General features: G+C 74.0%; 17 protein-coding genes. 7 read left to right on the forward strand and 10 right to left on the reverse strand.

All coding sequences use genetic code 11. The features are described 5' to 3' along the window. Window positions 1-126 precede the first annotated feature (126 nt). Both purU and ACP7TJ_RS13850 read right to left on the reverse strand, forming a co-directional pair. A complete protein-coding gene (gene purU, locus ACP7TJ_RS13845) occupies window positions 127-1,008 on the reverse strand; it encodes a formyltetrahydrofolate deformylase (protein WP_093768945.1) in 882 nt (293 codons plus the stop codon). Window positions 1,009-1,055: 47 nt separating this feature from the next. Next, window positions 1,056-1,502, reverse strand: coding sequence for an SCO4402 family protein (locus ACP7TJ_RS13850; protein WP_093768946.1), 447 nt, complete (start codon window positions 1,500-1,502; stop codon window positions 1,056-1,058). 172 nt (window positions 1,503-1,674) lie between these two features. Here ACP7TJ_RS13850 and ACP7TJ_RS13855 point away from each other — a divergent pair, with 172 nt between their 5' ends. Continuing rightward, window positions 1,675-2,982, forward strand: a complete 1,308-nt coding sequence (locus ACP7TJ_RS13855) for an ABC transporter substrate-binding protein (RefSeq protein ID WP_093768947.1) — start codon at window positions 1,675-1,677, stop codon at window positions 2,980-2,982. A 6-nt stretch (window positions 2,983-2,988) separates the two neighbouring features. Here the strand turns inward: ACP7TJ_RS13855 and ACP7TJ_RS13860 are convergent, their stop codons facing one another. Beyond that, entirely contained in the window at window positions 2,989-4,704 is a 1,716-nt protein-coding gene (locus tag ACP7TJ_RS13860) for a hypothetical protein (protein ID WP_427763344.1), read from the reverse strand. Window positions 4,705-4,901: 197 nt separating this feature from the next. Next, window positions 4,902-6,287, reverse strand: coding sequence for a transcriptional regulator (locus tag ACP7TJ_RS13865; RefSeq protein WP_093768949.1), 1,386 nt, complete (start codon window positions 6,285-6,287; stop codon window positions 4,902-4,904). 307 nt (window positions 6,288-6,594) lie between these two features. Here ACP7TJ_RS13865 and ACP7TJ_RS13870 point away from each other — a divergent pair, with 307 nt between their 5' ends. The 3 genes from ACP7TJ_RS13870 (at window position 6,595) to ACP7TJ_RS13880 (ending at window position 9,700) form a co-directional block, all read left to right on the forward strand. Then, window positions 6,595-7,257 carry a bifunctional DNA primase/polymerase gene (locus ACP7TJ_RS13870; protein WP_189911041.1) on the forward strand — a complete coding sequence of 221 codons (663 nt, stop codon included), beginning with the start codon at window positions 6,595-6,597 and terminating at the stop codon, window positions 7,255-7,257. 62 nt (window positions 7,258-7,319) lie between these two features. Then, complete coding sequence (locus ACP7TJ_RS13875) at window positions 7,320-8,111, forward strand: ABC transporter ATP-binding protein (protein WP_093768951.1); 792 nt, start codon at window positions 7,320-7,322, stop codon at window positions 8,109-8,111. After that, window positions 8,108-9,700, forward strand: a complete 1,593-nt coding sequence (locus ACP7TJ_RS13880; RefSeq protein WP_427763346.1) for a transporter — start codon at window positions 8,108-8,110, stop codon at window positions 9,698-9,700. Before ACP7TJ_RS13875 ends, ACP7TJ_RS13880 begins: the two co-directional genes overlap by 4 nt. Window positions 9,701-9,729: 29 nt before the next feature. Here ACP7TJ_RS13880 and ACP7TJ_RS13885 read toward each other — a convergent pair whose 3' ends face one another. After that, on the reverse strand, window positions 9,730-10,608 hold the full coding sequence (locus ACP7TJ_RS13885; RefSeq protein ID WP_427763348.1) for an alpha/beta fold hydrolase: 879 nt from the start codon (window positions 10,606-10,608) through the stop codon (window positions 9,730-9,732). A gap of 550 nt (window positions 10,609-11,158) precedes the next feature. After that, on the reverse strand, window positions 11,159-11,851 hold the full coding sequence (locus ACP7TJ_RS13890; protein WP_093768954.1) for a metal-dependent transcriptional regulator: 693 nt from the start codon (window positions 11,849-11,851) through the stop codon (window positions 11,159-11,161). A 231-nt stretch (window positions 11,852-12,082) separates the two neighbouring features. On the opposite strand from ACP7TJ_RS13890, the gene ACP7TJ_RS13895 reads away from it, so the two are divergent. Beyond that, a complete protein-coding gene (locus ACP7TJ_RS13895; protein WP_093768955.1) occupies window positions 12,083-12,838 on the forward strand; it encodes an SIS domain-containing protein in 756 nt (251 codons plus the stop codon). Window positions 12,839-13,096: 258 nt separating this feature from the next. Here ACP7TJ_RS13895 and ACP7TJ_RS13900 read toward each other — a convergent pair whose 3' ends face one another. Then, window positions 13,097-14,491, reverse strand: a complete 1,395-nt coding sequence (locus tag ACP7TJ_RS13900) for a PAS domain-containing protein (RefSeq protein ID WP_093768956.1) — start codon at window positions 14,489-14,491, stop codon at window positions 13,097-13,099. Window positions 14,492-14,649: 158 nt separating this feature from the next. Then, entirely contained in the window at window positions 14,650-15,708 is a 1,059-nt protein-coding gene (locus tag ACP7TJ_RS13905) for an aldo/keto reductase (RefSeq protein ID WP_093768957.1), read from the reverse strand. A gap of 109 nt (window positions 15,709-15,817) precedes the next feature. Between ACP7TJ_RS13905 and ACP7TJ_RS13910 the strand changes: the two genes are divergently transcribed. Continuing rightward, on the forward strand, window positions 15,818-16,426 hold the full coding sequence (locus tag ACP7TJ_RS13910) for a TetR/AcrR family transcriptional regulator C-terminal ligand-binding domain-containing protein (RefSeq protein ID WP_427763352.1): 609 nt from the start codon (window positions 15,818-15,820) through the stop codon (window positions 16,424-16,426). A gap of 292 nt (window positions 16,427-16,718) precedes the next feature. Here ACP7TJ_RS13910 and ACP7TJ_RS13915 read toward each other — a convergent pair whose 3' ends face one another. After that, complete coding sequence (locus ACP7TJ_RS13915) at window positions 16,719-17,819, reverse strand: citrate synthase 2 (protein ID WP_093768959.1); 1,101 nt, start codon at window positions 17,817-17,819, stop codon at window positions 16,719-16,721. A gap of 305 nt (window positions 17,820-18,124) precedes the next feature. Here ACP7TJ_RS13915 and pdxH point away from each other — a divergent pair, with 305 nt between their 5' ends. Next, window positions 18,125-18,793 (forward strand): pyridoxamine 5'-phosphate oxidase, encoded by a 669-nt coding sequence (gene pdxH, locus ACP7TJ_RS13920; RefSeq protein ID WP_266398170.1) that lies wholly within the window; start codon window positions 18,125-18,127, stop codon window positions 18,791-18,793. A gap of 52 nt (window positions 18,794-18,845) precedes the next feature. On the opposite strand, the gene ACP7TJ_RS13925 is transcribed toward pdxH, so the two are convergent. Further along, window positions 18,846-19,460 (reverse strand): TetR/AcrR family transcriptional regulator, encoded by a 615-nt coding sequence (locus ACP7TJ_RS13925; RefSeq protein ID WP_189910967.1) that lies wholly within the window; start codon window positions 19,458-19,460, stop codon window positions 18,846-18,848. Window position 19,461: the final 1 nt, after the last annotated feature.

A 19,461-nucleotide genomic window follows, 5' to 3' on the forward strand; every position in this document is an offset into this window, starting at 1 on the left:
GGGCCGTTCGCGCAGTTCCCCGCGCCCCTTCGGGGCACGTTCACCGCAGCGCCTCAAGGGGCGCGGGGAACTGCGCGAGGAACCACGACGCACCCGCAGCCGCCGACGGCGAGAAGGGACCGCCTCTCAGGCGAACACGACCGTACGGCGACCGTTCAGCAGAATCCTCCGCTCCGCATGCCACTTCACCGCCCGCGCCAGCGCCTGGCACTCCACATCCCGCCCGACGGCGACCAACTGGTCGGGCGTGACGTCGTGCGACACCCGCTCGACCTCCTGCTCGATGATCGGCCCCTCGTCGAGATCCGCGGTGACGTAATGAGCGGTCGCACCGATCAGCTTCACACCCCGCGCATGCGCCTGGTGATACGGCTTCGCGCCCTTGAAGCTCGGCAGGAAGGAGTGGTGGATGTTGATGATCCGCCCCGACAGCTGCTTGCACAGATCGTCCGAGAGCACCTGCATGTAGCGGGCGAGGACCACGAGTTCGACCTCCTCCTCGCCCACGATCTCCAGCAGCCGCGCCTCGGCCTCCGGCTTGGTGTCCCTGGTCACCGGAATGTGGTGGAAGGGGATGTTGTAGGAGGCCACCAGCTCGGCGAAGTCGGTGTGGTTGGACACCACCCCGGCGATCTCCACGGGCAGCGCGCCGGTCCGCGCCCGGAACAGCAGGTCGTTCAGGCAGTGCCCGAACTTGCTGACCATCAGCAGGATGCGCATCTTCTCGTCGGCCCGGTTGATCTGCCAGTCCATCTGGAAGGAGTCGCCGATCGCCGCGAAGCTCGCCCGCAGCTTGTCCACCGTGACCGGGGCCTCGGCGGAGAAGTGGACGCGCATGAAGAACAGACCCGTGTCGTGGTCGCCGAACTGCTGGCTGTCCTCGATGTTGCAGCCGGTCATGAACAGGTAGCTGGACACGGCGTGCACGATGCCCTGCTTGTCGGGGCAGGACAGGGTGAGGACGTACTGGTCGGCAGGTGCCGCGGCTCGGGTGGACTGCTCGCTCATGGGGGAAAGGGTCGCACACCCGGACCGGCGCCCGGCCGGTCGTCCCGCTAGGCGGAACGGGTCATGATGCGCAGCGCCTCGAGCGTGCGGGGCGCCGCGTCCGGGTCGTCGCCGTCGCTCGCCGCCATCCGTACGTGCGCGTCGCGCGCGGCGCGCACCGCCTCGGGCCAGCCCTCGTGCTCCAGGTACGCGGCGACCGGGGCGTCCGGCCCGACCTGGTGCATGATCCGCAGCACGCGCAGCACGGCGGTGTCGACGAGCGCGGCCTCCTGCGAGTCGCGGAAGATCGTGCCGACGTACTTCTCCGCGGACCAGTTGTCCAGCCAGGTGTCCTCGACCAGCCGGTACACGGCGTCGGTGACGTCCCCGTAGCCGGGCACACCGGCCAGCCAGACGTCCCGCTGGAAGCCGGGGTCGGAGAGCATGTGCAGCGCGGAGCGCACATTGCTGCGCCAGCGCCACCACGGCATGTCGTTGAGTGGCATGCCGCCCATGGTGGAGGAGCGACGGCCGCGACGGGAAGAGTTCTCCGAACCTTGCACGGTCGTCGATCGTACGTTTCCGCTCCGAACGCGCCGGACGGGCCCCCGCAATTCACCTCCGCGTCACCTCCCGTCGACCGAGCGTCACGGCACGGTTCGCCATGTGAGGGAATGGTGCGGGGACATGACCGGCAGGCGACGCATCCGCAGCACCGTCCTCCCCCGCTCCCTCGTCCGGCCCGCCCGCGCCGGCGCCCTGGCCGCAGGCGCGCTGACGGCCTGCGCCGCGCTGCTCGCCGGCTGCGGGGTCGTCCCCGGAGTCACGGGGGGCCCGGGGGACGACACGATCACCGTGATGACCTGGGCGCCCGAGAACACCGGCGCGACCAACAAACCCGGCATGCCGGCGTTCGCCGAGGCCTACGGCCGCTGGGTGAACGCCCACGGCGGCATCAACGGCCGCCCGCTGAAGGTGCTGACCTGCAACGAACGCGACGACGCGGTGGCCGCGGCGCGCTGCGCCCGGCGCGCGGTCGCGGAGAACGCCGTCGCCGTGGTCGGCTCCTACAGCCAGCACGGCGACGCCTTCCTGCCCACGCTGGAGACCGCCGGCATCCCGTACATCGGCGGCTACGGCCTCACCCACGACGAGTTCACCAGTCCGCTGTCCTACCCGGTCAACGGCGGACAGCCCGCGCTGCTCGCCGGGCTCGGCCGCACCCTCGCCGACGCGTGCGGTCCGGTCGCCCTGGTCCGGCCCGACACCATCGCGGGCGACCAGCTCCCGCCGCTGCTGGACTCCGGCCTCGCGGCGGGCGGCCACGACCCGGCCGGTGACCTGCGCGCCGCCGAGGCCGCGACCTCCTACGGCGACGCCGCCGAGCGTGCGCTGGAGCACGCCGCCACCGGCACCGGGGAGAAGGGCTGCGTGGTGCCCGCGCTCGGCGACCGCACCGGCACCTTCATGGACTCCTTCCGCCGCGCCCGCGCCCAGCACCCCGAGGTGCGCACCGCGACCGTGCTCGGCAGCGTCGACCAGACGGTGCTGGACGCCTCCGGCGGGGCGTCGGGACCGTACGAGGGGGCGTACGTCACCGGCTGGTACCCGGAGGCGGGGGACGCGCGCTGGGACCCGATGAAGGAGGTCATCCGGGCGGAGGCCTTCGGCGACAACCGCATCGACCCGGGGGACGCCGGCGTGCAGACCACGTGGATCGCCTACACCGTGCTCCGCCAGGCGGTGGAGTCCCTCGGGGACGGCGAGGTCACCGCGGACACCGTGAGCGCCGCACTGGACGGCGGCCTGAAGGTCACCACGGGCGACCTCACCCCCACCCTCCGCTGGAAGTTCCAGGACACCCTGGCCTCCATCGGCCTCCCCCGCCTGGTCAACGCGAACGTCACGCTCCAGCAGGTGCGCAACGGCCGCCTCACCACAGCGGCGGACGGCTTCACGGACGTGACGTCCACGCTGAAGGAAGCAGCGCTCTAGGACGCCCTACAGCTGCGTGGGAGCCCGCTCGGTCAGCCCGTACTCGCGGGCGATCGCGTTCCACAGCTCCGAAGCCTTCTTCTTCTGCTCGGTGGCCGTCCCGCTCTCCCGGTTCCCCGCGGCGGTCTGCTCGGTGACGCGGGCCTGCCCCTTCTTGCACCCCTTCTTGCCCTGGGTCTGGTCCGCCCACCGCGCGTAGTGGTCGTCGGCCGCGGCGGACGCCTTCCACGCCTTCCGCAGCGCCTCGCTCAGCGCCTCGTGCTGGGGCAGCTTGTCCACGGAGAGCTGGGACAGGTCGGTCACGAGCTGCTTCCGCTGCTTCGCGGCCTCCCGCAGATCGGACGCGGCCTGGCCGAGGTCACGGCACGCCTTCACGTCCTCCACCGCGTTGATCACGCTGCTGCGGCTGTCGCCGCTGTGCGCGAGCAGCTTGTCCAGCTCGACGGCCTGCTCCCGGGCCGGGTCGACGCTCGGCGACGGCGAGGCCTCGGTGCTCGCGGGCGCGGTGGCGGAGACGGGCTGGTTGGCGCTGCCGTCGTCGTCCTTGCTGCCGCTGCCGAGCAGGGCGCCCGCGCCGACGCCGACGACGGCGAGGCCGACGCCGACCGCGGCGATCAGCGGCCAGCGCGGGCCGCCGTTGCCCCCGCCGCCGCGTCCACCGCGTCCGCCGCCGTGGCCCGAGGCGGGCGGCGCGGGCGGTCCGGGCGGGGTGCGGTCGGCCCGGGCGGGTCGGCCGTAGTCCATGCGCGGCATCTGCTGGGTGGCGCCGGCCGCGCCGTCGTCGCTGCGGAAGAGGTTGTCGAACTCGGCGGGCGGCTGCCGGCCCGCGTCGCCCTGCGCGGCGCCGTACGGCGGGGGCCCCTGGTCGGTGATCGGGGCGATGAACTGGGTGGGCTCGGCGTCCGGCCCGGCCGGCTGCTGGGCGATGCCGAGGTTGCGGGTGGACTCCGCGTCGTGCGCGGCGGGCATCTCGGGCGGCAGCGCGCCCGGGGCGACCGGGGGTATGTACTGGGTCGCGCCCTCGTCGGCGCCTCCGGCCGGGACCGGCGGGATGACCTGCGTGGCGCCCTCGTCCGCGCCGGGCGCGGGGGGCGGCGGGGCGGCGTGGGCGGGCGGGTAGCCGTACCCGCCGCCGGGGGCTCCGTAGCCGGAACCGTGCTGCGGGGGCAGCGGGCCGCCCGCGGTGTGCCCGCCGTACGCGGCGGCGCCTCCGGCGGCCTGGCCGTACCCGTCCGTGGCGTACCCGCCGCCCTGCCCGTAGGTGTCGTGCCCGCCGGCCAGGTGGCCGCCCTGGGACGGAGCCCCCTCGGGCGGCAGCGGCCCGGGCCCCTGCACGCCCTGCGGCTGCCCGCCGTGCTGCTGGTGGCCGTGCTGCGGCTGCCCGCCGTACTGACCGTGCTGCGGGCCGCCCTGCCCCTGGCCCCCCGTGTCCCACGCGGACGCGGCCGGCTGCTGCCACTGCCCGTCGTTCGCGGACGGCCACTCCTGGCCCGGGGGCGGGGAGGCGGCCTGCTGGTCGGGGCCCCAGGGGTTCCCCCAGGTCTGGCCGCCGGGCGGCGCCGACGCGGGGTATCCGCCGGCGGGCGGGCCGTCCGTACCGCCGGGCGCGACCGGACCGGACGTCATGCCCGGCAGCAGGGGCTCACCACCGTCCGAGGGCAGCACGATGCCTTCGCGCGCTTGGCGCGCCGAGGGCTCCTCGCCCTGTCCACTCTGCGTCACCGGGACTCCTACCCATGGGGGACCTTGTGAATCGGGCTCACGCTACCGGGTCCCCGGAGCCCGGTGCCACGCAGCACGGGACCCGGCCTCCTGCCCTGTGAGCGCGGTAACAAATCCCGGTCACGGCAGGCCGTTGACGTCCCTCTCCTTCCCTTGCGTCCCGTCCCGGTCCCGTCGAACGCGCGGTGTCGCGTACGTCACGCCGCCGTCTGCAACTCCATCCGCGCCCCGAACTCCCTTACCACCGGCTCCTCCCGGTACGGCTCGAGCCGCTGCTGAAGGTCCTCCAGGTACTCCGCGCCCCGGTTGGAGCGCAGCCCGCCCAGGAGTTCGGCGGCCTTCAGGCCTGTGGCGCAGGCCTGTTCGATCTCGCGCTGCTGCACCTGGGCGGTGGCGAGCAGCACATGGCCGATCGCCCGGCGCCGTGCGCGGGTGGGCGGGTGGCCGTCCAGCGACTCCCGCGCGTACCGCGCGGCGGCCTCCGCCTGGCCGAGGTCGCGGTGGCAGTGCGCCAACTCGTCCGCGAGGTACGCCGCGTCGAAGTGCGCGATCCACGGCGGGTCGTCGCCCGAGCCCGGGTCGGCGGCCTCCAGGGCGCTCACCGCGCGGCCCGCTGCGGCGTGCGCGGCCGGGGCGTCGCCCATCAGCGCGTGCCCGCGGGCCTCGGCCGCGAGGAACATCGCCTCCGCGCGCGGTGTCACGCGCCCCCGTGCGCCTTCCTGGGCCGCGCGCGCCAACTGGGCGATCTCACGCGGGTTTCCGAGCTGCGCGGCGAGGTGGCTCATGGACGCGGCGAGCACGTACCCGCCGTAGCCGCGGTCCCCGGCGGCCTGCGCGAGCCGCAGCGCCTGGATGTAGTAGCGCTGGGCCAGGCCCGGCTGGCCGGTGTCGACGGCCATGTACCCGGCCAGTTCGGTGAGTCGGGCGACGGCGGCGAACAGGTCGCGCCCCACCGCCTCGCGGTACGACCCCGCCAGCATCCCGGAGACCACGCTGTTGAGGTAGTGCACCACGACCGGGCGGACGTGCCCGCTGCCGTACTGGTGGTCCAGCGCGACCAGCGCCTCCGTCATGGAGCGCACCGCCGCCACGTCCGACTGGCCCACGCGCGGGCCGGTGGTGCGCGCGACCTGCCCGTCGGGAGCCGAGATCAGCCAGTCCCGGCTGGGCTCGACCAGCGCGGAGGCGGCGACGGACGACCCGGACAGGAAGTCCCGCCGCCCCACGTCGCTGCGCCACAGCTCGCAGACCTGCTCGATCGCTCCCAGTACCGTCGGCGAGAACTGGAGGCCGACCCCGGACGCGAGGTTCTTGCCGTTGGCCATGCCGATCTCGTCGATCGTGACCGTGCGGCCCAGCTTGCGGCCCAGCGCCTCGGCGATGACGGCCGGCGCCCGGCCGCGCGGCTGCTGTCCGCGCAGCCAGCGGGCCACCGACGTCTTGTCGTAGCGCAAGTCGAGGCCGTGCTCCGCGCCGCACATGTTGACCCTGCGGGCCAGTCCGGCGTTGGAGCATCCGGCTTCCTGGATGAGCGCCTGCAGCCGTTCGTTCGGCTGCCGGGCGACGAGCGGCCTTGCGGCCATGGCGTACCCCCTGAGGCTGCGGTGCCTGCCCACGCACCGGGTTGACGGTTTCCGCGGCCGTACGTCTCACGTCGTCCCGGCGAGACATCCGGCCGGGAGGATCAATGCCCCGTCGACATACCGACAATGCGGGACATGTGAGAATTGCCGGGGTATCGACGGTTGCCGACCCCCCTCGTGGTTACCCCGATGCGGTGGCGGATCCCCCCGCGCGCCCCCATGGATGCACCCATGCGCCCCGGAGACGGGTCCGATGCCCCTCCCCCGCGCATCCGGCAGGGCGTAACCCCTGGTGACGGGTGAAGTTGTGTTCATCGTGGAAGAGACGATCGCGGGCGCCGACGCCGTACAGATCCCGAAGCAGCGCGGGGAATCGCTGCTGGACACCGCCGTGCGCTGTGCCGAGGAGCGCCACTGGGACGTGGTGCCGGGCACCTGGACCGAGGTCGTCGACGGCGTCCACGTCTGCTCGTGCGGTGACGCGGCGTGCTCCGCCCCCGGCGCGCACCCGGCGGAGCCCGGCTGGGCGGACCTGGCGACCGGGAGCGCCAGTGCCGCGCGGCGGATGTGGCAGCAGCGGCCCGGCGCCTCGGTCCTGCTGCCCACGGGGCGGGCCTTCGACGCGATCTCCGTGCCGGAGACGGCCGGTCTGCTGGCGCTGGCGCGGATGGAGCGGATGGGGCTCACGCCCGGCCCGGTGACCCTGACGCCGTACCGGCGCACGGAGTTCTTCGTCCTGCCCGGAGCGGCGGCGAAGCTTCCGGATCTGCTGCGCGCACTCGGCTGGACGGCGTCGTCGCTCGACCTGGTCGTCCTGGGCGAGGGCTCGTACGTGGTCGCGCCGCCGACCCGGGTCGGGCGGCACGGGGCCGTGCAGTGGGCCCGCCGGCCGACCCAGGAGAACCGCTGGCTGCCGGACGCGGGGGAGCTGGTGCCGTCGCTGGCGTACGCCTGCGGCCGGGACCGGTGACGGGAGCGCCGCCCCGCTCCCCGGGCCCTCGTACCGAGGTCCGCCCCCCGTAGGCTCGGGAGTTGACGGAGGGAGACGTGGTGGGCGCTGTTGCCGTACGCGTGCAGGGGCTGTGGAAGCGGTTCGGGGAGCAGGTCGCCGTCGGCGGGATCGATCTGGAGCTGCCCGCGGGGCGGTTCATCGGACTGGTCGGGCCGAACGGCGCCGGGAAGACCACCACCCTGTCCATGGTGACGGGGCTGCTCCGCCCGGACCAGGGCACCGTCGAGATCGCCGGGCACGACGTGTGGCGCGACCCGGTGCAGGTGAAGGCCCGGATCGGTGTGCTGCCGGAGGGACTTCGCCTGTTCGAGCGGCTGTCCGGGCGTGAACTGCTGGCCTACACAGGCCGGTTGCGCGGGCTACCCGGCGAGGAGGTCGACAAACGGGCCACCCAGCTGCTCGACGTGCTCGACCTGGCGGGCGCCCAGCACAAGCTCGTCGTCGACTACTCCACCGGCATGCGCAAGAAGACCGGTCTCGCGGCGGCGCTGCTGCACAACCCCGAAGTACTGTTCCTGGACGAGCCGTTCGAGGGCGTCGACCCGGTGTCCGCGCAGACCATCCGGGGCGTCCTGGAGCGCTACACCGCCTCCGGCGCGACGGTGGTGTTCTCCTCCCACGTCATGGAGCTGGTCGAGTCGCTGTGCGACTGGGTGGCCGTGATGGCCGCCGGCCGGATCCGCGCCCACGGTCCGCTCGCCGAGGTGCGCGGCGACGCGCCGTCCCTGCAGCGGGCGTTCCTCGAACTGGTCGGCGCGGACAGCCGCGACGCCGGCTCCGACCTCGACTGGCTGGGCGGCGGTGCCCGGTGAGCGCGCCCGCCCTCACCCCGGTCGTCGTCCGGCTGAAGCTGTCCCTGTTGCGCAACGGCCTGCGTCAGTCCGGCGGCCGCCGCGCCGCCTGGATCGCCTCCGCCGTCGTCGCGTTGCTGTTCGCCGCGCTCCAGGTGCTCGGCCTTGTGGCGCTGCGCGGCGTCGACGGCGCGGAGTCGCTGGTGGTGCTGCTGGTGGCGGTGCTGGCGCTGGGCTGGGCGGTGATGCCGCTGTTCTTCCCCGGCGGCGACGAGACGCTCGACCCGACCCGTCTGGTGATGCTGCCGCTGAGTCCGCGGCCGCTGGTGCGGTCCCTGCTGGTGGCCTCCCTGGTGGGCATCGGGCCGCTGTTCACGGTGTGCCTGCTGGCCGGTTCGGTGATCGCCGTCGCCCGCGGCGCGGCGGCGTGGACGGTGGGCGCCGTCGCCGTGCCGCTGGCGCTGCTGGTGTGCGTGGCGCTCGCGCGGGCGGTGGCCGCGGCGAACGTACGGCTGCTGACCAGCCGCAAGGGGCGTGACCTGGCGGTACTCAGCGGCCTGGTCGTCGCGATCGGCGCTCAGGTGGTCAACTTCGGCGCGCAGCGGCTGGGTTCGGGGGGCCTGGACCAGCTCGACCCGGTCGCGGACGTGCTGCGCTGGCTGCCGGGCGCGTCGGCGATCGGCGCGGTGCACGCGGCCGGTGAGGGGGCGTACGGGGTTGCGGCGGCGCAGCTGGTGGTGAGCGCGGGGGCGCTCGTGGTGCTGCTCGCGCTGTGGTCGCGCACCCTGACCCGGCTGATGACCGCGCCCGACGGCTCCACCCTCCAGGCGGGCGACTTCACGGTCCGCGACCGCCCCTCCACGGGCCTCGCGCGCCTGCTGCCGCCGGGCAGGACCGGCACGGTGATGGAGCGCAGCCTGCGCTACATCTGGCGCGACCCGAAGACGAAGGCCGCGTGGGTGACGTCGCTGGCGATCGGCCTGATCGTGCCGGTGTTCAACGCCTGGCAGGGCACCGGCTCGGTGTACTTCGCCTGCTTCGCGGCCGGGATGCTCGGCATCCAGATGTACAACCAGTTCGGGCAGGACACGTCCGCGTTCTGGATGGTCGCGATGACCATCTCCTCCGCCCGCGACGCCTACGCCGAACTGCGCGCCCGCGCTCTGGCGCTGCTGCTGATCACCCTCCCGTACGCCACGCTCGTCACGGTGCTGACGGCGGCGATGCTGGACGACTGGGCGCGGCTGCCGGAGGCGCTGGGCCTGTCCTTCGCGCTGCTCGGCGCGATGCTCGCCACGGGCGCGTGGACCTCGGCGCGGTTCCCGTACTCCATCCCGCAGGAGGGCTACAAGAACGTGGCCCCCGGCCAGGTGGGCCTGGCCTGGATCTCCATCTTCGGCGGCATGATCGCGGCGGCCCTCCTCTGCCTCCCGGTCATCGCCCTCACCATCTGGCTGAACCTCGACGAGTCCGGTGAGACTCTCCGCGGGCTCCTCCTCCCCGCCGGCGCGGCCTACGGCGCCCTCCTCACCCTGGGCGGTCTCCGCCTGGCCGCCCCGCGGACGGCGGCCCGCCTGCCGGAGATCGTCACGGCGGTCAGCAAGGGGTGAGGGCCCCGGCGGCGACGGGGCTCCGGGGCTCACTCCCCGTCGAGGGCGTCCAGGAACGGTTCGATCGCGGCGAGCCAGGCCTCGGGCTGGTCGTAGTGGATGAGGTGACCGGCGTCGGCGACCTCGGCGTACCGGCCCCGGGGGAGCACGCGGACCATTTCCTGGGCCTCGGCGCGGCCCAGCTCGCCGTCGAGGCCGCGGACGACCAGGGCGGGGCAGCGGACCTGGGCCAGCTCCTCCCAGTGGGCGTCGTGGACCCAGGTCTCGCGGGAGCGGAGCATCTGGCCGGGGTCGAAGACGGGGCGCCAGCCGTCGGGGGACTCGGCCATCACCTCGGCGTAGAACTCGCCGCGGGCCGGGTTGGGGCGCTCCACCCAGGGGTCGTCCTCGCCGAACCACTTCCGCACGTCGGCGAGGGTGGCGAAGGGGAGCGGCCAGGACGTGAACCACTCCGCCCACTCGCGCTGCGAGGCGCCCCCGAGGGCGGAGGCCCGCATGTCGGAGATGACCAGGCCGCGGACCAGGTCGGGGCGTTTGGCTGCCAGCTGCCACGCGGTCAGCGCGCCCATCGCGTGGCCGATCAGGACGGCGGGGCCGAGGCCGAGCTGCTCCAGGGCGGCTTCCGCGTCGTCGACGTAGGCGTCGCGGGTGAAGGCGCCTTCCGGGGGCTTCTCGCTGCGGCCGTGGCCGCGCTGGTCGAGGGCGACCGCGCGGTGCCGCGCGGAAAGGCGGCGGGCGGTGGACGCCCAGTGCGAGGCGCGGCCCATGAGGCCGTGGAGTAACAGCACGCCGGGCGCGTCCGGCGCGGCCGCCTCCCCCGGGTCCGGTCCGGCCTTGGCCGGGTCGCCGAACTCCCAGGCGGCCAGGCGTACGCCGTCCGCCCCCGTCACATCGGTGCGTCGCGCCATGGTCTGGCACCCCCCAAGCTCGCTGCCTGCCCACTGCCACTGCCTGCCGCCGGTGCTCCGGCCCGTGCCGGCCGCCGGTCTCTGTCCCGTGCCACTGCCGCACGCTATCGAATGCGTATTCGAGATTGCTCTTCTGCCCGGCAACACCCCTCGTTCGAGTGACCCCGCGCGGGGATTGACCGGCGCGACCCGGGGGAGATCTTCAGTGGGAGGCGGACCGCTCGGGGAAACCGGTCCGAGGGGAATGACCCTGAGAGCTCGGGGCTCCGGGTCAGCACAGGGGAGGACAGGCCCCGGTGCCGTGCGGCGCCGGGGCTCCTCACATGGTCACGGCACATCGTCCCGCCCCTCCCCGGCCCGGGCGGCCTCCGCGCCACCGGGCCAAGAACCCCTCAGGTCATATGCCTCACGCGACAGCCTCGCACGCCGGCCGGGCGAACGCTGCGATTCGGCGCAACGCCGGCCGCGGCGGAGCCCGATTCGGCGCGTTCGCGTCCGGCGGGCGGAAAGCGTTCGCCCCCTGGGTCCCGGTGCCCCGCGGCCGCCGGCGTCAGGGCTTGGCGACGAAGACGTGCGAGGCGACCTCCGACTCCAGCTCCGCCGCCTCGCCGCTGCTGCCCACCAGCACCCCGCCCGCGGACTCCGTCACGCTCACCACCGAGCCGGGCTGCACGCCCGCCCGGCGCAGCGAGTACATCAGCTGCGCGTCCGTCTGGATGGGCTCGCCGATCCGGCGCACCACGACCGTCTTGCCCTCGGCGCCCGGGTCGAGGTCGGCCAGCGACACCATGCCCTCGTCGAGGAACGGCACCGAGCCGTCCGTCTCGCCCAGCTCCTCGAGCCCCGGGATCGGGTTGCCGTACGGCGACTCGGTCGGGTGCCGCAGCAGCTCCAGGACGCGGCGCTCGACGGCCTCGCTCATCACGTGCTCCCAGCGGCACGCCTCGGCGTGCACCTGCTCCCACTCCAGGCCGATCACGTCGACCAGGAGACACTCGGCGAGACGGTGCTTGCGCATCACGCGGGTGGCCAGCCTGCGGCCCTCCTCCGTGAGCTCCAGATGGCGGTCCGGGGCGACGGACACCAGGCCGTCGCGCTCCATCCGGGCCACCGTCTGGCTGACCGTCGGCCCGCTCTGGTCGAGCCGCTCGGCGATCCGGGCGCGCATGGGGACCACACCTTCCTCCTCCAGCTCGAGGATGGTGCGGAGATACATCTCCGTGGTGTCGATCAGTCCGGACATACGTGCCCCTCGATGAGATCTGCGGATTGGCTCTGCCGGAAGGCTGGACGGCTCACCGGCGTGTGCGCTGGCCCGAGACTCAATTCTTACGCATACGACGGACAACCGGGCCGTGCTCCGCAAACGCGCGGCCCGGCAGGGCGGCGCGGCGGCGTCCCGGACGCCGTATTGACACCGCAGTGGTCCAGACCGCACGGTGATCCGCGACATGTCCGCCCCGAAGGGAGCCGCATGAGCGACCGCACGCCCGCCGGTCAGTTCCTCGACGCCGCGATCGGGCTGCTGCGGCGGCTCCGCGACGAGGAGGCCGGGCCGATCGCGGCCGCGGGCACGATGATCGCGGACACGGTGGCCGGCGGCGGACGGCTCTTCGCCTTCGGCGCGGGCCACTCCTCGCTCGCCGCGCAGGACCTCGTCTACCGCGCGGGCGGGATCGCCCTGATGAACCTGCTCACCGTGCCGGGGGTCGTCGGCGTCGACGTCCGGCCGGCGACGCTGGGGTCCGCGCTGGAGCGGGTGGAGGGGCTGGCGGGCACGGTGCTGGACTCCTCCCCGCTGCGGGAGGGCGACCTCCTGGTGATCGTCTCCCTGTCCGGGCGCAACGTGATGCCCGTGGAGATGGCGACGAAGGCGCGCGCCAAGGGGGTGAAGGTGATCGGCGTCACGTCGGTGGCGTACGCGTCGCGGACGTCGCCGCGGAACCCCTCCGGGACGTTCCTCAAGGACCACTGCGACCTGGTGCTGGACTCCGGCATCGCGGTCGGCGACGCGGAACTGACCTGGGAGGGCGTGTCCGCACCGTTCGCGCCCGCGTCCACGGTCGTCACCTCGGCGCTGCTCCAGGCGGTCATGGCCACCGCCGCGGCCACCCTCGCCGGCCGCGGCATCGAACCGCCCCTGCTGCGCTCGGGCAACGTCGACGGCGGCCACGACTGGAACACCCACGTGATGACGGAGTACGGCGACCGGATCTTCTACCAGCACTGAGCCCGGTACGACCGCGGGTCGCCCCGGGCAGTTGCCCTCCGTGCCGGGCGCGGACGTCGGCTGCGGGTCCGTGGTGGTCGTTCGCGCAGTTCCCCGCGCCCCTTGAGGGTGACGGTGGGGCCGCATCCCCAGGGGCGCGGGGAACTGCGCGCCCCGCCCCCGCCGGGCCGCGGACAGAGTCGCGCGGCGCGGCCTCGCCTGCGATCGGTTCGCGGAGGGCGACGCCTCGGGGCACCCGCGCCCCGGCACGGCCGGCCCTCACCCCTCCTGGGGCAGCAGCGCCGCCAGGTCCAGCGCCGTGGCGATGTGCGCGGCCACGTCCTCCGCGTACATCGCGTCGGCGCGTTCGAAGGCGGTGCGGTTGGAGGTGCGCAGAAACGTCACGGCACCGAGCGTGCGGCCTCGGCTGCGCAGGACCGTGCACAGGGCGTGGACCGTGTCCCGCGGCCACTGGCGGGCCAGCGCCCACTCGCGCGCCGCGTCTCCCTTGAGCGAGCCCGCGCCGGCCCGCACCGATCCGGCGCGCTCCACGCACTGCAGGGCAGGGTGCCCGTCGGCGTACAGCACCGGGAGGCCCGCCCGGCCGTCGAGGCGGCTGGGGCCCGGGGCGCCGGAGGGGGTCTCGGCGATCCGCACCAGCCGGACCCGGCCGGTGTCCGCGCCGCCCTCGGCGACCCGGTCGATCAACGCGTGGTCGGCGAATCCGGCGAGCGCGAAGTCCAGGTGGACGGTGGCCGCCTCGGCCGGGTTCTCGCACTCCGCCGCCGCGCGGGCGGCCCGGTGCAGCTGCTGGGCGCGGAACCGCAGCAGCGACGCCTCCTGCTCGCCCTGCCGTGTGTCGGTCACGTCCTGGAACAGCCAGCCCACCCCGAGCGGCACCGGCTCCTCCGCGAGCGGCGACGACAGCCGCACGAACCCGTTCCGCCAGCAGCGCCTGCGCTCGCCCTCGGGCGTCCGCACGGTCACCCACAGCTCGGCCGGCGCGGGCGGGGCGCCCTCGGCGAGCACATGGGTGAGCGCGCTCTCCAGTTCCTCCACGCCCTGCGTCAGCAGCTCCCCCAGCGGCCGCCCCAGCACGGACGTACGGCCCGCGCCGAGCGCCCGCGCGGCGTACGCGTTGACGACGGCGGGCCGCAGGTCGGCGTCGACGAGGACGACGCCCCAGCCGGCGTCCTCCAGCAGCGCCTCGCTCAGCGCGATGGAGCGTTCCAGGTCGATCTGCGCGTGGACCTCGCTGAACGCGCAGTAGACCCCGGCGGGCTTGCCGTCGGGACCCCGTACGGCGGCGGACTGGGTGCGCACCAGGACCCGGCGGCCGTCCTTGGTGAGCAACGCGAACTCGTTGACCTGACGGCCGGGCGCGTCCATGGCCGACATCAGCCGGGCCTCGACCTCCTCGGCGTCCGCGCTGCGCACGGCCCATCCGGCGAAGCCGGCGCGGCCGACCGCCTCCTCGGCGGTCCAGCCGAGGACGCGCTCGGCCTCACGGTTCCAGTGGGTCACCACGCCGTCCGCGTCGAAGGCGCACAGGGCGGCGTCCATGCCGTCGAGCAGCGCCGCGAGCAGGTCGGAGCCGGCCGGCCCCTCCCGCTCGGGCTCGGGCCCCTCCGGGCCCAGCTCGTCGGTGGCCCCACTACGCCGGGATGCACTCACCTGAACCCCCTGCAGGCTGTGTCCGCACGTACGGCACGACGATTCGCTCACCAACAATCATTCAACTTGAACGTGACCCAGCGCACATCGAGTTCCCGACAAGATTGTGGGAATTGTTGCCTGCCCCTGGTACCCACCCTTTCCCGAGGCAAAAGACCTCATGCGGCGGCCGGGGGCACGGCGCGGACCGGCGAGGGGTTGAGGCGGGCGAACCCCTCCTGCCGCTGGTACGGGAAGTACGGGTACGGCGCCGCCTTCGCGCTCGCCGCGTCGAGCTTCGCCATGTGCTCGGGGTCGAGGGTCCAGCCGACGGCGCCCAGGTTCTGCCGGAGCTGTTCCTCCGTGCGGGCGCCGACGATGACGGACGAGACGGTCGGGCGCCGCAGCAGCCAGTTGAGGGCGATCTGCGGGACGGCTTTCCCCGTCTCCTCCGCGATGTCGTCGAGCGCGTCGGTCACGCGGTACAGCAGTTCGTCGTCGACGGGCGGGCCGTAGTCGGCGGTGCGGTGGAGCCGGCTGCGGGCCGGCAGGGGCCGGCCGCGGTGGATCCGGCCGGTGAGCCGCCCCCAGCCCAGCGGGCTCCAGACGACGGCTCCGAGCCCTTGGTCGAGGGCGAGCGGCATCAGCTCCCACTCGTAGTCGCGGCCGACGAGGGAGTAGTACACCTGGTGGGCGACGTAGCGCGGGTACCCGCGCCTCTCGGCGGTGGCGAGGGACTTCATGGCCTGCCAGCCGGAGAAGTTGGAGATCCCCGGGTAGCGGACCTTCCCGGCGCGCACCAGGTCGTCGAGCGCGGACAGCACCTCCTCGACCGGGGTGCCCGCGTCGAAGGCGTGCAGCTGGAACAGGTCGATGTGGTCGGTGCCGAGCCGGCGCAGCGCGTCCTCACAGGCCGTGATCAGCCGCGCCCGGGAGGTGCCGGCCTCGCCGGGGCCATCACCCATCGGCAGCCCGGTCTTGGTGGACAGGATCACCTGGTCCCTGCGGCCCTTGATCGCGGCGCCCAGCACCTCCTCGGACGCGCCGGCGGAGTAGACGTCGGCGGTGTCGAACATCGTGATGCCCGCCTCCAGGCAGATGTCCACGAGGCGGCGCGCCTCGCGCGCGTCGGTGTCGCCCCAGGCCCCGAACAGCGGCCCGCTGCCGCCGAAGGTGCCGGCGCCGAAGCTCAGCACGGGTACCTCGAGTCCGGACGCGCCCAGTCGCCTGTATTCCATGACCGCTCCTCCATGTCACCGTCGGCATGACTAATGGGCCTACAGTTCCATTAGCCTGAGGCGTGTCACGCTAGCAGGCATGGGTCGTTAATGGAACGGGAGTACCGTTATGAATACCGAGCCGGGAAGCGTACGCCCGGGAGGCCGCACGGCGCGGGTCCGGGCGGCGGTGCTGCGCGCGGCCGGGGACGTGCTGGCCGAGCAGGGGTTCGCGCACCTGGACCTCGCGGACGTCGCGCGCCGCGCCGAGGTCGGCAAGACCACCGTCTACCGGCGCTGGGGCACGGTGACCGGCCTGGTGGCCGACCTGCTGGCGGACATGGCCGAGCAGTCGCTGCCGCGCGCCGAGACCGGCTCCCTGCTCGGCGACCTCACGGCCAACGCCCGGCTCGTGCGGCGCACGCTCGCCGACCCGCGGCAGGGCGCGCTGTTCAAGGCGGTGATCGCTGCCGCCGCCTGCGACACCAGGACCGCCGAGGCTCTGCACCGGTTCTACGAAATTCGCGTCGCGGAGTGGGCGCCCTGTGTCGAGCGGGCCGTCGAGCGGGGCGAGGCGCCCGAGGGCACCGACGCCCACGAGGTGATCCGCGCGGTGTCGGCGCCGCTGTATTACCGCCTCCTGACCACCGGCGCGCCGCTCGACGAGGCGTCCGCGGACCGGGCGGCGCGGGCAGCCTCGGCCGCCGCGCGCGCCGGGGTGTTCGTGGCGCGCGGCTGAGGCGCGCCACGGCCGCCGGAAGGCCGGCACGGAAAAGTGGTTGATCCGGCGGCGGGCGGTTCTTAGGCTGGCGGTACTTCGGAAAGGAGGTGGTTCGGCAGATGTATGACAACCGGACGGAAGAGGTGGCTGCGGGCTAGTGGCCCGCCGCCGTACTCGGTTCGGCGCCGGACCGGCGTGCGCGAGACGCACGCGACCGGCCCAATCCAACGCAGTCACCCGACCCGCGAGTCGCCGGTAACGTCCGGCCGGCTCCCCCGAGGGGGAACCAGACTCGCGGGTCGTCTGCGTTTCAGCGGGCGAGGGACGCGTAACCCTCGACCTCGCGCGGGTCGCGCGGGCCCGGGCCCACGTAGCGGGCCGACGGGCGGACCAGCCGGCCCGTGCGCTTCTGCTCCAGGATGTGCGCCGACCAGCCCGCGGTGCGGGCGCAGGTGAACATCGAGGTGAACATGTGGGCCGGCACCTCCGCGAAGTCCAGCACGATCGCGGCCCAGAACTCCACGTTCGTGGCCAGCACGCGGTCCGGGCGGCGGGCGTGCAGCTCGGCCAGGGCGGCCTTCTCCAGCGCCTCGGCGACCTCGAAGCGCGGCGCGCCCAGCTCACGGGCGGTGCGGCGCAGCACGCGGGCGCGGGGGTCCTCCGCGCGGTAGACGCGGTGGCCGAATCCCATCAGGCGCTCGCCCTTGTCGAGGGTCTTCCGGACGTACGCCTCCGCGTCCCCGGTGCGCTCGATCTCCTCGATCATGTGGAGCACCCGCGAGGGCGCGCCGCCGTGCAGCGGGCCGGACATGGCGCCGACGGCCCCGGACAGGGCGGCCGCGACGTCCGCGCCGGTGGAGGCTATGACGCGGGCGGTGAACGTGGAGGCGTTCATGCCGTGCTCGGCGGCCGACGTCCAGTACGCGTCGACGGCGGCGACGTGCTTGGGGTCGGGCTCGCCGCGCCAGCGGATCATGAAGCGCTCGACGACCGACTCGGCCTTGTCGATCTCGCTCTGCGGCACCATCGGCAGCCCCTGGCCGCGCGCCGACTGGGCGACGTACGACAGGGCCATGACGGCGGCGCGGGCGAGGTCCTGGCGGGCCTGCTCGGCATCGATGTCGAGGAGCGGTTTCAGGCCCCACACGGGGGCCAGCATGGCGAGCGCGGACTGCACGTCGACGCGGATGTCGCCGGAGTGCACGGGAATGGGGAACGGCTCGGCGGGCGGCAGCCCCGGGGCGAACGCCCCGTCGACGAGCAGCCCCCAGACGTTGCCGAAGGAGATGTGACCGACCAGGTCCTCGATGTCGACGCCCCGGTAGCGGAGGGCGCCGCCCTCCTTGTCCGGTTCGGCGATCTCCGTCTCGAACGCGACGACTCCTTCGAGTCCGGGTACGAAGTCGGACATCAGGCGGCTCCCTCGATAGGTGGGTGACAGATGGTGTTGTGGGGTGGGACGACCATGTGTCGTGGCGCGGTCGGCGTGGGTCCCGGGGATCCGCGGTCGGCTCGTGGGACTCGCGGTCCGGACGTCACCCCTGTGATGCCCGGCTGGCGGTCACCCAACCGGATCAGTGCCAGCACGATATCCCTGAGTGCCAGTTTTGGGGAGGGTTCGCGGCACTGAGTGCCACCAGTGAGGTTGGGCACCGGCTGTCTGTGACGTGGGCCACCACGCCCTCGGGGCCTGGGCGGATACGGCAGGATGACGGCGTGACCGACCGAGACGCCGTTCCCCTCGATCTCGCCTCGATGCGCAAGCACTACCGGACCGAGGGGCTCTCCGAGACCGACCTCGCCGCCACCCCCGTCGAGCAGTTCGCGCGCTGGTTCGCGCAGGCCGCGCGGGAGGGCGGGCTGTTCGAGCCGAACGCCATGATCGTGTCGACCGCGGACGCGGCGGGCCGGCCCAGTTCGCGCACGGTGCTGCTCAAGCACTTCGACGCGGGCGGGTTCGTCTTCTACACGAACTACGAGTCCCGCAAGGGCCGTGACCTGGCCGAGAACCCGCACGTCTCGCTGCTGTTCCCCTGGCATCCGGTCGCCCGGCAGGTCATCGTCACCGGCACGGCCCGCCGCACCGGACGCGACGAGACGGCCGCGTACTTCCGCACCCGGCCGCACGGCTCACAACTGGGCGCGTGGGTCAGCGGCCAGTCGTCGGTGATCGCGTCCCGTGCGGAGCTGGACACGGCGTACGCCGAACTGGCGGCCCGTTACCCGGAGCACGAGCGGGTCCCGGTCCCCCCGCACTGGGGCGGTTTCCGGGTCGTCCCGGAGACGGTGGAGTTCTGGCAGGGCCGGGAGAACCGCCTCCACGACCGCCTGCGGTACATGGCCCTGCCGGGCGGGGGCTGGAGGGTGGAGCGGCTGGCGCCGTGAGGGCGGGCGTTCCGCTCGCGGCGCGGCCGTCGGTGAGCTGAGCCGGGGCCCCTCAGCCCAGCGCCTCGTCCATGAGGTCCGCCCACTGGGTGACGACCCGCTCGCGGCGGGCGGTGTCGTCGGTGAGGAGGGTGGCGAGGCCCAGGCCGCGGGCCATGTCGAGGAAGCCCTGGACCGTCTCCCGGACGCCGGGGCGGGACTCGTCGGCGCCGAGGAGTTCCACCGCGATCCGGTGCGAGTCGCGTCCGACCCGCAGCTCCAGCTCGGTCACCCGCGGCCGCAGCTGCTCCTCGTTGGAGGCGGCCACCCACAGGTGCAGGGCGGCACGGAAGAGGGGGCCGGTGTAGAGGCCGACGAGCGCGGCGACCACCGCCCGGCGGTCGTGGGCGGCGGCGCCGTCGGGGAAGAGGGCGCGCAGCGCGGTGGAGCGTTCCTCGGCGACGTACTCCACGGCGGCCGTGAACAGGTCCTCCCGTGTGGGGAAGTGGTGCTGGGCGGCGCCCCGGGAGACGCCGGCCCGTTCGGCGACGACGGAGACCGTGGAGCCCGCCCAGCCGTGTTCGGCGAGGCAGGCCACGGCGGCCTCCAGCAGCCGCTGCCGGGTGGCCCGGCTGCGGTCCTGCTTGGGGACGCGTCCGGCACGCTCGGCCGTGCTCACCTCACCCATG

Source organism: Streptomyces sp. DSM 41931, assembly GCF_050271085.1.
Lineage (GTDB): Bacteria > Actinomycetota > Actinomycetes > Streptomycetales > Streptomycetaceae > Streptomyces > Streptomyces albogriseolus.